Raw genomic sequence first — 15,740 nt, forward strand, 5'->3', positions numbered from 1 at the left:
GCTCATCAATCGCGCGGCATTCCACACTTATTCTCTCTGTCGCCGGCGCATGAACCGAACGGGCTCCTATCAGAGCCAAGCGCCAAGTCTCACAGAGGTCAGATACGGGACCAACTGGCCATCGCGAGGAGGCGATGTGCCAGGACTCAGTTACCGCGATGTCTAGCGCATCACATAGCCTCAGCGTCTGGCGCATGTTCGGCCCTTGAAATAAGGGCTATCCGACCTGTGTCCCGAGCCGACATAAAGAACCAGCGCCATCGTTCCTCATATCCCACGACGCGTTTCCCAGCGGTTTTAGAGGCCTTCCAAGCGTTTAAGCGTCTCAGGAGCGGCGGTTCCCCTCAACCGTCGCCACGGATGCTCTGCAACGGTCCAGGCGTGGGCTATAACGTCAGAGACGTCAATCCATGTCGGTCATCTCAGACTTTTGGCGGATGGCTCCGCGATCCCGCTTTCCATGACAATCGACGGCGCCCGCGGACCTCTCGGATGAGACATTCGCGTTCCGCGGGCAAACTGGCGGAAGCGGTAGCGCTGTAGCGTGCGACAGACGAATGCCGCTTCTTGCTGCTTGGCTCTCGCACAACGGTGAGGGAATCCGGACGATCGCAACGGTCAAGAAGCCGTTCCCCGACAGGAGGCCGCCGCATGAATCCGCACGTTTCCCACGCCACCGGCCCGTTTCACCTCCTGCGCAGCCTGTACCGCAATCGCGACCTCATCCTCCAGATGGCCAAACGCGAAGTCGTGGGACGCTACAAGGGCTCCGTGATGGGCCTGGCATGGTCATTCTTCAACCCAGTGCTGATGCTCGCGGTATATACCTTCGTGTTCTCGGAGGTGTTCAATGCACGCTGGGGATCGGCGGTGGATGCCCAAAGCAAAGGTGACTTCGCCATCATGCTGTTCGTCGGCATGATCGTGCACGGCCTGTTCGCGGAGTGCATTACGCGCTCACCGAGCGTCATCACCTCCAACATCAACTACGTCAAGAAAGTGGTGTTTCCGCTGGAGATCCTGCCGCTCGTTGCGTTCTGTGCATCCCTGTTCCACTCGGTGATCGGGCTGCTTGTGCTGATGGTCGCGCAGCTTCTGATCAATCGCGCCTTGCCGTGGACCGCGGTCTACTATCCCCTCGTAGCACTGCCTCTCGCCCTCGGATCGATGGGATTCGCCTGGTTTCTGTCCTCGCTCGGTGTTTTCGTCCGGGATGTCGCGCAAGTCACCGGCATCGCGGCCACCGTACTGCTGTTCCTGTCGCCTGTCTTTTTTCCCGTGTCTGCGCTGCCGGTCAAGTACCAGTTCTGGATGCAGCTCAATCCCCTGACCTCGATCATCGAAGAGAGCCGCAAGGTGCTGGTGCTGGGGCAGCCCCCGGACTGGTCGGTTCTGCTGCTGTATGCCGCAATCAGCATCGCCGTTGCGTGGGTCGGCTTCTGGTGGTTCCAGAAGACGCGCAAGGGGTTCGCAGATGTCCTCTAACGTCGAAATGCTCGACGCCATCGAGAGCCCGCCGTCGCGGACGGTGGCGACGGAGACGCGGCCTTACGCGATCCGAGCGATGGGCCTGGGGAAGCGCTATGAAATCTATGAATCCGGGCGAGCGAGGTTGAAGCAGTTCATTGTTCCCAAACTGCAGCGTCTCGCCCGTCTTCGGCCGAAAGAGTACTTCCGGGAATTCTGGGCGCTTCAGGATGTTTCCTTCGGGATCCGCAAGGGCGAAACGGTGGGCGTGATCGGGCGGAACGGGTCGGGTAAGTCGACGTTGCTGCAAATCATCTGCGGGACCCTGACGCCGACTTTGGGCACCGTGGAGACGCAGGGTCGGGTATCCGCGTTGCTGGAGCTGGGAGCCGGGTTCAATCCCGAATTCACCGGGCGGGAAAACGTCTACCTCAACGGGGCAATTCAGGGCTTTACGCGGTCGGAGATGAACGACCGCTTCGACGATATCGCTTCCTTTGCCGATATCGGCGGCTTCATCGAGCAGCCGGTCAAGACCTATTCCAGCGGCATGTATGTCCGCCTCGCTTTCGCGGTGGCGATCAATGTCGATCCCGACATCCTGATCGTCGATGAAGCCCTGTCCGTCGGCGATGTGCGCTTCCAGGCCAAATGCATGAAGCGCATCAAAACCCTGCAACAGGCGGGTACGACGATTCTCTTCGTCAGCCACGACGTCGGCTCGGTGCGGACCTTGTGCGATCGCGCCATCTGGCTGGATGAGGGAAGACTTCGCATGGATGGCGATGTGTTCCCGGTGACCGGCAGCTTCATGGCGCACCTGTTCGAGGGGGATATCGCGGAACTCGAGGAAGCAACGCTTGGGGCTGCCGTCGGCTCGCCTCACGACCATTCGCAAAGCGAGAAGGGCTACGACAACAAGCCCGTCACCCATTGGGGCTCACATATCGGGTGCATCCGCAACGCCGGCATTTACGGGGCGGACGGACAACGTGCCGACGTCTTCGAGCTAGGCGAAGACATGGAGGTGCGCATCGAATTCCGCCCGCCTCAAGTGGTGGAGAGAGAGGACCTCAGCGTGGCGTTCTCGATCAAGGACCTGAAGGGTAGCGACCTCATCGTCTCTTCCACACACGATCAGAAACGCATGCGGTTCGATTCCGACAGCGGCACGTATCGCGTCGCCTTTCGCTTTCGCAATCCGCTTGTCACGGGGCGCTATCTGCTGGTCGCGGCGGTCGAGAACCGCGCAAGTCCCGCCATTCACTATTACGAGTACCTCGAGGGTGCGCACTATTTCTCGTCCTCGGCCGCGGCACGCCTGTTCGGCGTGTTTCAACCGGAAATCACCCAGGAGGTGACCCGTGTACAGGGATGACATCGAGATCAACGACAAGCAGTACTGGGATCTGCGCTTCGAGACGGATTGGGACGAAAGCCAGGGACGCCAGCAATCCCGTTACTTCGCGCGGCTGGCAATCGACAATCTGCCCTCCTGGTTCCTGCAACTCGCGCGGTCCCAGCGAATGACGATATGCGACTGGGGCTGCGCGGAGGGGGATGGCACGGACGTGCTGGCGGGGTATTTCGGCGGGGCATCCGTTACCGGCATCGATTTCTCCGATGCGGCCATCAGGAAGGCGGCCTCGTTTTATCCGCAGGTCAACTTCGTGGTGGAGGACTGGTTGACGGCCGGGCCGTCGCAACAGTACGACGTGGTGTTCTCGTCCAACACCCTGGAGCATTTCCGGGACCCGCAGTCGACGCTGCAACGCCTGCTGTCGGCCGCCAGAAAATGCGTGATCCTGCTTTTGCCTTACCGCGAGTTTGAACGGCACCCGGAGCATCACCATACGTTCGAAGCATCGAATCTCGCCTTTGCGCCGTCGCCCGATTACGCGCTGGTGCATTCGACAGTGATCGACGCCAGCCGGCATCACCCGTGCTACTGGCCGGGCCTGCAAATTTTGCTTGTCTATGCACGTACCAGCTTTCTGGCTGATAGCGGTGTCGTTCTCAAGGACCTTAGCATCACCGATGAACATGCTACGGCGCTGCGCGACCGTCTCGTCGATACGGAGCAGGAGGTTGCGAATCGCGATGCCAGCATTGCGCAGTTGAACGATGCGATCGAAGAGCGTGAGGCCCGGATCGTCGGATTGGCGGGTGACCTCAAAGCGGAGAAAAAGCGATCGTCCCGGCTGTACGCGCAAGTCGCCGAGGGCAGGAACGAACTTCAGCGGATCCGCGATGTTCTGGCAACCCGCGACCAGGAACTTCAGGGAGTGGCACGGGAATTGGCGACGATCAAGGCCACCAGAGGATGGCGGTACCTGACGGTACTGCATCGGGTACGCAAGCGGGTCTTGCCGGAAGGGTCGCTGCGCTATCGCGGTGTCCGCACGCTGTTTCGCGGCGGACGGTTCCTGGCCCGTTGCGCGCGTAACGCCAACCGACGCAATCTCGGACTGTTCCTGAACTACATGCGGCTATATGGGCCGCGGGTGGCTGTGGATCGAACCCGAGCCTACCTTTCCAGAGCACAGAGCTTTGCACCGGCCGAGCACGCGGTAATGCGCGTCGACGTACGGGCGAACGGACGCGCCGACGAGTTGCTGGCCTACCTGCGCGACAGGCAGTACGCGGGCGTCTTTGTCATGGGGTCGTGCTGCATGGGATGGCATGAGGTCTTCAAACAGCGGCCTCACCATATCGCCGATTACCTGATGTCTGCCGGTTATCTGGTGCTTTGCGCGATGAACCCGGTCTACCAGGAAGACTTCACCGACTGCATCAAGCGCGACAGCGAGCACCTCTTTCTGGTCAATTTCGACGATCGCGATATCTGGCGCCAGTTTATCGACCTGCTCGCGGTGGAGAGCCGGGCGCCGCTGTTCTATCACCTCGTCGGAACGGAGCCGGGCACCTCGCTGCAGGATATCGAGCGGCTGAAGCGGTTGGGCTACACCTTCATGTACGACTTCATCGACGAAATCTCGAAAGACATCAATCCCGGGATTTCGGATTTCTGTCTGCTGCGTCACGAATATCTGTTGCGGGACGAGGACGTGCTGGTGGTGGCGTCGGCCGACAATCTCTATCGGCAGTGTTCGCGTTACCGCAAGCGGAACCTGATTTGCGCGCCGAACGGCGTGCGCCTGGAAGACTGGACGTTGGAAGACAACCCTCCGGTTCCGGAGGAGATCCAGGCGGTCGTCGAGGAAGGCAAGCCGATCGTGGGCTACTACGGAAGCTTCGCCGCCTGGATGAATTACGACCTGATCAAGGCACTGTCCCGGGCCCGACCGGACGTGAACATTGTCATGATCGGCTACGACTACGAATGGGGAAAGGGCGCCTTTGCCCAGAGCCGTATTTCCGAACTGCCCAACGTCCACATTCTGCCGGCGCAGAAATACCACCGCCTCAAGTACTTCTCGCGGTTCTTCGATGCCGGGATCGTGCCGTTTCGCGAGTACGACCTGACCAAGTCGGTTTCGCCATTGAAGATGTTCGAATACATGGCGCAGGGCATTCCGGTGGTGACCAGTGGCATGGACGAGTGCCGCAAGTACGAGTCGTGCCTGGTCGCCGACGACGAGGAGGACTTTGTGGCCAAGGTCAGCCATGCGCTGACGCTGAAGAACGATCCGGAGCATCGCGAAAGGCTGCGCCGGGACGCGGAGGCCAATACCTGGGCCTCGCGCGCCATGGCCATCGAAACGGCGATGCTGTCCATGGTGAATACCACAGACGGCAAATTGCTGACGGTGGTGGTACCGACCTACAACATGGAGGCATTGCTGCCGCGTTGCATGGACAGCATGGTCGCGCCATCCCAGCTCGGCCGGCTGGAGGTGATCGTCGTCAACGACGGGTCCAAGGATGGCTCCCTGGAGCTGGCGCGGGAATACGAGAAAAAGTACCCCGATACCGTCAGGGTCATCGACAAGGAGAACGGCGGCCATGGGTCGTGCATCAACGTCGGTATTCGCGAGGCGACCGGGAAGTACTTCAAGGTCGTCGATGCCGACGACTGGCTGGATCCGGTCGACCTGACGGAGCACCTCCACTATCTGCAAAAGGTGGACACCGACATGGTGGTCACTAACTATCTGCGCAGCTTCGACGGCGGTCGCAGTGAACTGGTCTCGTATGCCGAACGGCTGGAGGAAAGGGACTATGCGGTGGCCGACTTCTACCGGCAGTTGATGGTCGACAACTCGAGCCTGTCCTATGCACACATGCATGCCATCACCTACCGCACGAGTTTGCTGAAGGACAACGACATCCGCATCACGGAAAAGTCGTTCTATGTGGATCAGGAATACATCGCCTTCCCGCAGAAATTCATCGGGAAGGTGGCTTACGAAAACCTCGCGCTCTACCGCTACTACATCGGCAGACCGGGACAGTCGGTCGCGCCCGAGGTGGCACGAAAGCGGGCGCCAGACAACCACAGGATTCTGCGCAACATCATTTCGCTGTATGAGTCGTTGCCCGCGAGTTCGGAGCGTCGACCTTATCTGCTCAATATCGCGTTTCATCACGCGTGGTTCTACCTGACCTACAGCGATGACGACACCGCGAAGCGCGAATTGATGCAGTGGTGGCAACGGACCAATTGGGCGATCAGCAATGAGCTGAATCGGAACTTTCGCATCCTTTGAAAGGAGCGGCCATGAAGAAGATCGCTGTGGCGGGTGCCGGTCTGTCGGGCGCAGTGATCGCGCGTGAACTGGCACTGACGGGGGAATACGAGATCGAGGTCTTCGAGGCAAGGAGCCATGTCGCGGGGAATTGCCATGCGGTGCGCGATGCCGGGACGGGCATCCTGATCCACAAGTATGGCCCGCATATCTTCCATACGAGCAACGAACGGGTGTGGAACTACATCCAGCAGTTCGATGAATTCATGCCCTTCACGAACCGGGTGAAGGCCATCACGCAGGGGCGTGTCTTTTCGCTGCCGGTCAATCTGCTGACTATCAACCAGTTCTTTGGCAAGACGTTCTCGCCGGCGCAGGCGCAGGCGTTTCTGGAATCGCAGGCCGACACCTCCATTGTCGAGCCGAAGACCTTCGAGGAGCAGGCGCTGCGCTTTGTGGGGCGTGACCTCTATGAGGCGTTCTTCAAGGGATACACCATGAAGCAATGGGGCATGCATCCCTCGGAACTACCGGCGAGCATTCTGAAACGGTTGCCGGTTCGCTTCAACTACGACGACAACTACTACGCCAGCAACTTCCAGGGCATGCCTCGAAACGGGTACACGTACATCGTGGAGAAGATGCTGGAACACCCGGCCATCACGGTGCACCTGAATACCCCCATGTCGCGCGATATGGCGGCCGGGTATCGCCACCTGTTCTACAGCGGACCGATCGACGGCTGGTTCGGCTATTCGGATGGCCGGCTCGGATACCGAACGCTGGATTTCGCAGAGGAGCGCCATCAGGGCGATTACCAGGGCAATGCGGTGATCAACTACGGCGATATCGAGGTGCCGTGGACCCGCATCTCGGAACACAAGCATTTTGCGCCGTGGGAAAGTCACGAGCCGACCGTGATCTTCAAGGAATACAGCCGCTTCTGCGAGGAAGGCGATACGCCTTACTACCCGATTCGTCTGGTCAACGAGAAGGCGCAGCTGGCGCGATACATCGACAGAGCGCGCGCGGAAACGCATGTGACGTTCGTCGGCCGGCTCGGCACCTATCGGTATCTGGACATGCACGTCACCATCGCCGAGGCGCTGGACGTGGTGGAGAAATATATCGCTGCGACTGCCGCGGGCGAAGCGATGCCGGCGTTCGTGGTCGACCCCATCTGAGCCCGGCCGCTTGCGGTCCACCGTTCATCCCTGTCGTATCGGACCTGCCATGAAACGAAAGATCCTTTGTGCAGTGGGTACCCGTCCGGAAGCGATCAAGATGGCCCCGGTCATTCGCGCGCTGGCGCGGGAGCCCTGGGCCGAGGTGCGGGTATTGGCCACCGCGCAACATCGCCACATGCTGGATCAGGTCCTGAAGATCTTCAATATCGAGCCGAATATCGATCTCGACATCATGCGGCCCAATCAGGCGCTGACCACGCTGACCGCGAGACTGCTGCTCGATCTGGACGATGCACTGCAAGCCGAGAAGCCGGAGGCCGTGCTGGTGCAGGGCGATACCACGACCGTCATGGCGGTGGCGCTTACCTGTTTTTATCATCGGATTCCGATCGGTCATGTCGAAGCGGGGCTTCGCACCGGAGACATGGCGAATCCCTTCCCGGAGGAGATGAACCGGGTGGTGGCAGGGCGGCTTGCGCAATGGCATTTCTGCCCGACCACGAACTCCAGCGAAAACCTCAGAAGAGAAGGGATACCGGAGGCTGCGATTCACGTCACCGGCAACACGGTGATCGACGCGCTGCTCGATGTGTCCGCTCGCTGCGATAGCGCCATGCCGGCCGTCACCGACGGGCGTCGCCTGATCCTGGTCACTTCGCATCGGCGCGAGAACTTCGGCGAGGCGATGAGACAAACGTTCTTGGCGGTGCGCGATATTGCCGACAGCAATCCGGACGTGGAGATTCTCTACCCGGTACATCCGAATCCGAACGTTCATACGCTGGCGCACCAGATTCTCGGCGGGCATCCGCGCATCACGCTGTGCGAGCCGCTCGACTACCTGCCGTTCGTGGCGGCGATGAAGAAGGCGTATCTGATCCTGACGGACTCCGGCGGCGTCCAGGAGGAAGCGCCGGCTCTGGGCAAGCCGGTGCTGGTGATGCGCAGGGAGACCGAACGCCCGGAGGCCGTGGTGCAGGGCGTCGTCAGGCTGGTGGGCCCGGACTACGACGCGATCGTATCGAACACCCAGCGGCTGCTCGACGATCCTGCCGCGTATGCGGCGATGGCGCGGGGCGTCTCGCCATACGGGGACGGACGGGCGGCCGAGCGCATCGTCAACGTGCTGCGCGAGCGCTACGCCGGATAACATGCGCTTGCTCTATTTCGCTCCGGTGCCGATGGCCAGCTACTGGCAGCGGCCCCATTACTTCGTCCAGCACATGGTGACGAAGGCGGACGCCGAGGTACTTTGGGTCGATCCCTATCCGACACGGTTGCCGCGGTTTGCCGATTTTTCGCTGTTGGCAAAGGGACCCGTTGCGCGACATGTTCCGGTGAGCCGCGTGACGACGCAGCGGACGCGCGCGCTGCCCATCGAGCCCCTTCCCGGTTCGGAACTGATCAATCAATTCTTCTGGCGTGCGGCCTGGCGGCAATGCGAGCAGTTCTGTCTGCGCGGGCCGGCCATTGTTGGAGTCGGCCGGCCATCGAAGCTCGCAGTGCGCGCTTTGCGAACCTTCGACGCGAAATGCCGGTTTCTGGATGCAATGGACGACTATCCGCTGTTCTACCAGGGGATATCGCGCCGGAGCATGTCCCGGGTGGAACGGCAGATTGCGGACATGGTCGACGTCGTAATCTGCTCGGCGAATGGCCTGAAGCAGAAGTTTCTGAGGCTGACGGGAGGAAAAGCCGCGGTGGACGTGGTGCCGAACGGCTACGACATGAGCAGGCTGCCCCCGGTCGAGAACTGTACGCGACGGACCGGCGCGGCGATCGGCTTTGTCGGTACCATGGGCGAGTGGTTCGATTGGGACCTGGTCGTGGAACTCGCGCGGGCACTGCCCGAGCAGCAGGTCCAGCTGATCGGCCCGGTACGCAGCCTGGTACCGTCCTTGCCACCGAACATTCGGGTCGCTCCGGAATGCACGATGCAGGAGGCGATCGAACATTGTCGGACCTTCGCGGCCGGCTTGATCCCATTCAAGATCAACGCGCTCACGGCATCGGTCGATCCCATCAAGTTCTACGAGCTGCGCGCGCTCGGTGTGCCGGTGTGGTCCTCGGCCTTCGGAGAAATGCGGCGGCGTATCGAATACGGACAGGCCGATCGCATCGAAAAGGGGATGGATTGGCGCTCGCTGTGGGCGCGGACCACCCGGCACTCACCCTCGACCAGCGACATCGCGCAGTTCCGCGAACAGCACGACTGGCAAGGCCGCTTCAACCACGCCGTCACGCTGCTCAGATCGAGGACGCGGGACTGACGGTTTCGCCGTTTCCTTCTGGCCCACCCAGAAGCGTCTCCCATTGCCGGCCGATTGCCGGTGCTTCGTAGCGCGCCGCGAATGCTCGGCCCGCCTGGCCGATCGCCCTGGCGCGATGCGGATCACGAATCAGCGTGCAAATCGCGGTGCCGAACGCTGCGGCATCGTCCGGCGGGACGACGATCGCGACATCGCGACCGGTCAGCAGTTCTCTCGGCCCGGTTTCGCAATCGGTGGACACGACGGGCAGTCCGAACGCCATGGCCTCGAGCAACACGAGCCCGAACCCTTCGTAGCGCGACGGCAGGCAGAACAGGGACGCCTGCCGATACAGCGGTTCCAGCTCCTTTCGTGCCGGCAGCAAGCGAACGCAATGCTGCAGACCCAATGCGTCGCGCAGGTTCACCAGTTCATCGCGCAGCTCTCCATCGCCGACGATATCGAGCCGCCAATCGGGGTACTGCCGATGGACGAGCGCCCAAGCATGCAGCAGGACGTCGAAGCCCTTGGCATGGGTGAGTCGCCCGACCGCCAGCGCGATCGTCGAAGTGCCGGGCGCCGGCTCCACCGGCATCGCCAGCGGCAACGCGTTCGGGATGACGACGATGTTCCGGCACGGAAGGGCGGCTTCCCATTTGCGGCGGTCACGGTCGGTCAGCACGACGACGTGTTCGCAGGTCCGTACGGCAAGACGGCGGGCGATTCGCCGGGCGCGCCGTCCCAGATCCTGATCGAAGTTGCAGTGCTCCCATGCAATCCGACGGATCGGTAGCCCGACACAGGCGGGCAGCGTGAACAGCGTCAGCATGGTGTCCACCTCGATCAGCACATCGATCCGATGGCGCTTCACATACCGGCGAATGCCGAGCACCGTGTCGACATACCGCCGTTTGAACGAGGGACGCTGCGCAAACAAGGCCTCGTGCCGGACCGTGGGCTCGAGTGCAAAGCAACTGGCGGCATCCCACAGGCTGACGATATGCACCGCGTAGCCGCGCCGAGACAGCTCGTTGGCAATCACCGCGGTCATGCGCTCGGCGCCCGCGAACGCATTCAGAGTGCCTGTCAGAAAACAGACCGTCGGTCTCTGCTGGCGGCCAGTCATGCCACTCGCACTCGCGCCACCGACCGGCATCGCCACCAGATGCCGAGTCCCACCAGCACCGCTGCGGCATTGCCCAGCGCATAACCGGCCACTGCCCCCCACGCGCCATACCGCGGCACGGCGACGAAATCGAACGCCAGTACCACGGCCAACGTGCCGGCCCACTTGGCTGCGATCCACTGCGGCTTTCTCAAATACACCGGCAGCAACGTCAGCGCCATATCGACAAACAGCAGCACGCTGGCAAACGCGGCGACGCCGAGCAGGGCGATGGCGGCCCCGAACCGCTCGCCGTACAGCAGGTGGACGATCCAGTGCGAACTTGCGGCGATCACTGTGGCGCCGGCCAGCCCTACGCCGCCGAGCAGCAGCGCCAGCCATCCGATATTCCGCCGTGCGGCATGCGCATCGGTTTTCGCGTAGACATAGACCGGCGCGACACCCGCCGCAATGATCGTCGCGGCGGCCGCGTAGTTGTCCAGGATCTGCATGGTGGCGGCATAAGCGCTGAACGTCTCCGCCGACACCACCGGCTGCAGAATCAGCTGATCGACTCGCCGCACCGCCATCATCGTCATGAAGCTGACCCAGAACAGCATGCCGCCGCGCAGCAGTTGACTGGCCATGCGCGTGTCGAACGGCACGCGCCGCAGCGGTACCTTCAGCAGGTAGTAGGCGCCGAGCAGGGTGGCCAGCACCACGGGTTCGGCGGCGAAGGCGATGGCAAAAGCGGGGGCGGAAGCCGTGCCGGCGAGGAACAGGCCGGCGACCGCGGCGACTTTCAGGCTCAAGGACACCAGGCTGAACACGGTGCCCGGCCGGTTATTGGTATGCGCCTGCATCCAGGCGCTGACGACGCCGGCGGGTTCGCGCAGCAGGATGGCCACGCCGAGCAACAGGGCGACGATCCAGACCTCCGGTGTCGCGCCAACCAGGGCGAGATAGCCGCACATCAGCGCATAGCCTGCCGCGCCCGCCATCGCGCGCAGCAGAAACGCGTGGCTCAGCAGCCGATGCTGCGCCGCCACGGCGGGCTCCCGCACCAGCCATGGCACGACGACTTCGCCGCCGCAGATCAAGGCCACCGACGCCGCGATCGTCACCACCGCCTGCGCATACTGAAAATGCGCGAATCCCTCGGGCCCCAGGCCACGCGCCAGCATCGCCACGATGCCGATGCCCGCCACCACCTGCAGCCCGCGCTCGGCCAGCATCCAAAGCAAATTTCCCGCTACCCGCCGCCGCATCAGGCCAGCTCCGTGCGCGCATGGCGAGTGCTGGCGAGCCGTCCATAGCAGGCCAGCCATTGCGCGCTGACGGCGTCCAGTCCCAGGGTCGTATCGATATGCCGATGCCGCGCCGCCTCGTCGGCGGCGCTGCCACGCCCGGTCTCGAGCGCACCGAGCATGGCGCGGGCGAGGGCCGGCGCGTCGCCGCGCGGCACGACCTTGCCGTGATGGCTCAGCATGTCGGCCACGCCGGCGGCGTCCGTCGCGACGACCGGGCAGCCGCACGCCAGGGCTTCTCCCACCACCAGCGGCATGCCTTCGATATCGGAAGACAGCACGAACAGGTCCGCCGCGTTGAGCAGCCGCGGGACATCGTCTCGTGTACCGAGCAATTGCACGTGCCGGGCCAGGCCAAGCGCGGCGATGCGCGCCGCCAGATTGCTGCGCAACGGACCGTCCCCGGCGATGCGCAGCTGGACGTCGGCGTCGGGCCCGCTCAGTTGCACCACATGGGCGAAGGCGTCGAGCAGCAGCGCCTGGTTTTTCTCTTCCACCAGCCGCCCGACATGCAATACCAGCCGTTGTTCTGGCGCGATGCCGAGGGCGGCACGCGTGTCGGCGCGCCAGGCCGGATTCGGCCGAAAGCGCTGCGTGTCGATGCCGTTCGGCACGACCGCGATGCGCTCTGGCGGCACGGCACGCAGTTCGATCATGCGCTGCCTGCCTTCGGCGCTGACGTGCGTGGTCAGCGTGGCCAGCCGGTCGGTCCAGCGATAGGCCAGCATGCGCGCCTTGCCGCCTTCTCGCACGCTGTGGGCAGTGCAGACCAGCGGGGGCATGCCGCCCAGCGCCACCAGGGCGCGCGCGAACAGGTTGGCGTGGACCATATGGCTGTGCAGTACGTCAGGCTGCCATTGCCGCAGCAACCGCCGCGCGTGCAACAGGGCAGCGGCGATCGACCAGGGTGTCTTGCTCATGGCCAGCGACACCGTGGTGACTTCGCCCGGCAGCGTGACTTCGCGACCGGCGGTAAGGCTGACAACGAGCACGGCGTGGCCGAGTGCCGCGAAGCGGCTCGCCAGCGCGGCGACCTGCTGCTCGGCGCCGCCGAGCCGCAGCCCGGTGGTCACCAGCGCGATGCGCAGCGGTGCGCGCGGCATCGTCGGTACGTCCATCACCGCGCCCCATACCCAGTCAACAACGTCCTCACCGTCTTCACCGCCACCAGCAAATCCAGCGCGAAGCTGCAATGCTTGACGTAATACAGGTCGTAGCTCAGCTTGGTCACGGTCTCTTCATGCGTGCCCGCATAGCCCTGCTGGACCTGCGCCCAGCCGGACAGGCCAGGCCGCACCAGATGCCGGTACGGGTAGTAGGGGATCGTGTCGGCGAAGCGCTCGACCATCGGCGCCTGCTCGGGGCGCGGGCCGATCAGGCTCATGTCGCCGGTCAGCACATTCCACAGCTGCGGAATCTCGTCGAGCCGGTATTTGCGGATCACGCGGCCGACGCGCGTCACGCGGGGGTCGCGCCGAGCGGCGAAGCGCGCGGTGTCCTGCGGCGCGGTTTCCATGCTGCGGAACTTCAGCATCGTGAACGGCTTGCCGAGCAGGCCGACGCGTGTCTGCCGGAACAGTGCGGGGCCGGAAGAATCCATGCGGATGGCCACCGCCACCGCCAGGGCGGCGGGCAAGGCCAGCGGCGCCAGGCACAGCACCGTGGCAACATCGATGAAGCGCTTCAGATAGCCGTAGAAATAATGCGCGGCATGATCGTCGAGGAAGTTCTCGTCGATATGGTCGAGCCCCAGCCGGCCGGTCAGCATCTCGCCGACGCGCTCGACCGAGTAGATCCGCACATGGCTCATCTTGTAGCGCGCCAGCAGCCGCGTGCGTTCCGGGTCCGCGGCGGCGCTGCGGTCGAGCATCAGGCCGTCGCAGTGCACCGCATCCTCGATCGATGCGATCGGCTCGAAGCGCGTGCGGCCCGGCGGCAGCGCACCGGGCATCGCCAGCAGCTGCTGCAGCTGGGCCAGCGCCGCCGGATCGGTGTAGCCGAACACCGGCACGTAGTTCTGCACGTAGCGCCGATAGCCGGCCCAGATCCACGCCAGCGTGGTCAGATAGCCGAGCAGCAGCGCGCCGCGGGAATAGGGGATCTGGAAGGCGGCGAAGGCGAACAGCAGCGCGACGAAGGGCAGCGTCGCCGCGAGCCCGACCAGGCTGTTGCCTTCCATCGCCGGCAGATGCAGCGAGCGGTGCAGCAGTACGAAGGCCAGCAGATAGGGGGCAATCGACCACAGCAGCGTGCGCGGGAATACGTGGGTCACGTAGCCGGCCTGGTGGGCGGCTTCGGCCAGTCCCATGTTCAGCGCGAACGGCAGCAGGCCGAGCAAGGCCCAGCCGAGCATACGGCTGGCGCGGCGCATCGTTTCGGAGCCGCGGGCGCGGATGGCCAGGGCGGGACGGGCGGTGTCCGATGCCTTGTTCATGCGCATCCCCTCAGACCCTGTCCCGGGCCAGCGGCCCGGTGGCGCCCGTGGCGGCGGGCAGAAGCTGACCGTAGATCGACCAGGTCGCATCGGCCATCGCCGTCACGCCATAGTGAAGCGACCAGCGTTGGCGTGCGGCCGTGCCCAGCGACATCCGCAGCGTGGCGTCGCTGGCCAGCCGCGTCAGTGCATCGGCCAGCGCCGGCACGCTGTCCGGCTCGCACAGCAGTCCGCAGCGGCCGTCGTCGAGCTGTTCGCGGATACCGGGCAGATCGGTGGCGACGACCGGCAGGCCGGCGCGCATCGCTTCCAGAATCGACAGCGGAAAGCCCTCATGGTCCGAGGCCAGCACGAAGGCCTGGGCCGATGCCAGCAGCGCGGGCACCGCCGCGACGTTGCCGGGGAGCACCACGCGGCCAGGGACAAGCCGTTCGGCCAGCGCCAGCATGGCCGCGAGTTGCGGGCCATCGCCGGCGATCACCAGTTCGCAGCCGGCCAGCGTGGAATCGGCCAGTTGCGCGAAGGCGCGGATCAGCAGATCGGGCCGTTTCGGGGCGGCAAAGCGCGCAACCATCACGATGCGATGCATTGGGGCGCCAGCGTCCGCGCGCTCGTGGACATCAGCGATGCCGTTGTGGATCACGGCGATCCGCCGGGCCGGCAGGGGCAGGCGCCGCGCCAGTTCGCGCTCGGCCTGCGCCACGCAGATCAGGCGCGCGGTCAGCGGGGCCAGCAGCCATTCGGCCACGCGGGCCGCGAGCCGTTGCCGGCGCGGCGCGGCGGGCTTGAAGCCGAAGCCGTGCACGGTATAGACGACCGGGATGCCGAGCAGCCAGCCGGCCAGTCGCCCCAAGGCACCGGCCTTGGCGCTGTGTGCGTGGATCAGGTCCGGATCGGCCTCGCGTAGCGCCTGCATCAGTTCGCGCAGCGCGGCGACCGCCCGCACGGGGGACAGCGCGTTGTCGAGCAGGGACAGCCGGATCGTGCGGGCGCCGAGCGCCTGGGCGATGGTCAGCAGCGGCCCGTCGCCCCCGGCCAGCACGATCGCTTCCACGCGGTCGCCCAACGCCTCCAGCAGCGTGGTCACGTGGGCCTGCGCGCCGCCGATCTCCGAATTGGTGATCAGATAGGCGATGCGGGGCCGCCCGGCCTGTTGCCGGTCCGCCGGCAGGGCGGACGAGGACAAGGGCTGGGGCTCGGACAAACGCGTGGACCGGCGCAGGGACCGGCGCGCCGGAAAATGGGGAAACGAGCGCGGCGACAAGGGCACGGTGGCAGGAGGGCGCGATATCGGAAATGGCGGCCCAATTGGCGGCCAAAATTGCGGCGGGCGTTGCAGCAA

The 15,740-nt window shown here is 64.0% G+C and carries 11 protein-coding genes; 6 read left to right on the top strand and 5 right to left on the bottom strand.

Features of this window, described 5'->3' with window-relative positions; all coding sequences use genetic code 11:
* Nucleotides 1-651: 651 nt before the first annotated feature.
* From J5T34_RS02490 to J5T34_RS02515, 6 genes are read left to right on the top strand one after another with little or no spacing between them, the layout of a single operon-like run.
* Complete coding sequence (locus J5T34_RS02490) at nucleotides 652-1,485, top strand: ABC transporter permease (protein WP_208578369.1); 834 nt, start codon at nucleotides 652-654, stop codon at nucleotides 1,483-1,485.
* Entirely contained in the window at nucleotides 1,475-2,845 is a 1,371-nt protein-coding gene (locus J5T34_RS02495) for an ABC transporter ATP-binding protein (protein WP_208578370.1), read from the top strand. Before J5T34_RS02490 ends, J5T34_RS02495 begins: the two co-directional genes overlap by 11 nt.
* Entirely contained in the window at nucleotides 2,832-6,137 is a 3,306-nt protein-coding gene (locus J5T34_RS02500) for a glycosyltransferase (protein WP_208578371.1), read from the top strand. Before J5T34_RS02495 ends, J5T34_RS02500 begins: the two co-directional genes overlap by 14 nt.
* An 11-nt stretch (nucleotides 6,138-6,148) precedes the next feature.
* Nucleotides 6,149-7,300 (top strand): UDP-galactopyranose mutase, encoded by a 1,152-nt coding sequence (gene glf, locus J5T34_RS02505; RefSeq protein WP_208578537.1) that lies wholly within the window; start codon nucleotides 6,149-6,151, stop codon nucleotides 7,298-7,300.
* 49 nt (nucleotides 7,301-7,349) lie between these two features.
* Nucleotides 7,350-8,453, top strand: a complete 1,104-nt coding sequence (wecB, locus tag J5T34_RS02510) for a non-hydrolyzing UDP-N-acetylglucosamine 2-epimerase (RefSeq protein WP_208578538.1) — start codon at nucleotides 7,350-7,352, stop codon at nucleotides 8,451-8,453.
* A gap of 1 nt (nucleotide 8,454) precedes the next feature.
* Nucleotides 8,455-9,573, top strand: a complete 1,119-nt coding sequence (locus tag J5T34_RS02515) for a glycosyltransferase (RefSeq protein WP_208578372.1) — start codon at nucleotides 8,455-8,457, stop codon at nucleotides 9,571-9,573.
* Here the strand turns inward: J5T34_RS02515 and J5T34_RS02520 are convergent.
* The 5 genes from J5T34_RS02520 to J5T34_RS02540 are packed head-to-tail and all read right to left on the bottom strand — an operon-like array spanning nucleotide 9,551 to nucleotide 15,584.
* Complete coding sequence (locus J5T34_RS02520) at nucleotides 9,551-10,678, bottom strand: glycosyltransferase family 4 protein (protein WP_208578374.1); 1,128 nt, start codon at nucleotides 10,676-10,678, stop codon at nucleotides 9,551-9,553. The two genes, J5T34_RS02515 and J5T34_RS02520, sit on opposite strands and share 23 nt — an antisense overlap.
* Nucleotides 10,675-11,892, bottom strand: a complete 1,218-nt coding sequence (locus tag J5T34_RS02525) for a lipopolysaccharide biosynthesis protein (protein ID WP_347880629.1) — start codon at nucleotides 11,890-11,892, stop codon at nucleotides 10,675-10,677. The genes J5T34_RS02520 and J5T34_RS02525 overlap by 4 nt, the downstream gene beginning before the upstream one ends.
* 32 nt (nucleotides 11,893-11,924) lie before the next feature.
* Entirely contained in the window at nucleotides 11,925-13,082 is a 1,158-nt protein-coding gene (locus J5T34_RS02530; protein WP_208578376.1) for a glycosyltransferase, read from the bottom strand.
* Entirely contained in the window at nucleotides 13,082-14,398 is a 1,317-nt protein-coding gene (locus J5T34_RS02535; protein ID WP_244258661.1) for an exopolysaccharide biosynthesis polyprenyl glycosylphosphotransferase, read from the bottom strand. The genes J5T34_RS02530 and J5T34_RS02535 overlap by 1 nt, the downstream gene beginning before the upstream one ends.
* A 10-nt stretch (nucleotides 14,399-14,408) precedes the next feature.
* Nucleotides 14,409-15,584: a glycosyltransferase family 4 protein gene (locus J5T34_RS02540; protein ID WP_244258662.1), complete on the bottom strand. Its 1,176-nt coding sequence runs from the start codon at nucleotides 15,582-15,584 to the stop codon at nucleotides 14,409-14,411.
* Nucleotides 15,585-15,740: the final 156 nt, after the last annotated feature.

This window comes from Cupriavidus gilardii (genome assembly GCF_017598945.1).
In the GTDB taxonomy this organism is placed as follows: Bacteria; Pseudomonadota; Gammaproteobacteria; order Burkholderiales; family Burkholderiaceae; genus Cupriavidus; species Cupriavidus gilardii_E.

Excerpts from the sequence above, each read along its gene's own strand:
- J5T34_RS02530 (WP_208578376.1), bottom strand. The coding sequence starts at position 13,082 with ATGGACGTACCGACGATGCCGCGCGCACCGCTGCGCATCGCGCTGGTG.
- J5T34_RS02490 (WP_208578369.1), top strand. The coding sequence starts at position 652 with ATGAATCCGCACGTTTCCCACGCCACCGGCCCGTTTCACCTCCTGCGC.
- glf (WP_208578537.1), top strand. The coding sequence starts at position 6,149 with ATGAAGAAGATCGCTGTGGCGGGTGCCGGTCTGTCGGGCGCAGTGATC.
- J5T34_RS02520 (WP_208578374.1), bottom strand. The coding sequence starts at position 10,678 with ATGACTGGCCGCCAGCAGAGACCGACGGTCTGTTTTCTGACAGGCACT.
- J5T34_RS02525 (WP_347880629.1), bottom strand. The coding sequence starts at position 11,892 with ATGCTGGCCGAGCGCGGGCTGCAGGTGGTGGCGGGCATCGGCATCGTG.
- J5T34_RS02495 (WP_208578370.1), top strand. The coding sequence starts at position 1,475 with ATGTCCTCTAACGTCGAAATGCTCGACGCCATCGAGAGCCCGCCGTCG.
- J5T34_RS02535 (WP_244258661.1), bottom strand. The coding sequence starts at position 14,398 with ATGAACAAGGCATCGGACACCGCCCGTCCCGCCCTGGCCATCCGCGCC.
- J5T34_RS02515 (WP_208578372.1), top strand. The coding sequence starts at position 8,455 with ATGCGCTTGCTCTATTTCGCTCCGGTGCCGATGGCCAGCTACTGGCAG.
- wecB (WP_208578538.1), top strand. The coding sequence starts at position 7,350 with ATGAAACGAAAGATCCTTTGTGCAGTGGGTACCCGTCCGGAAGCGATC.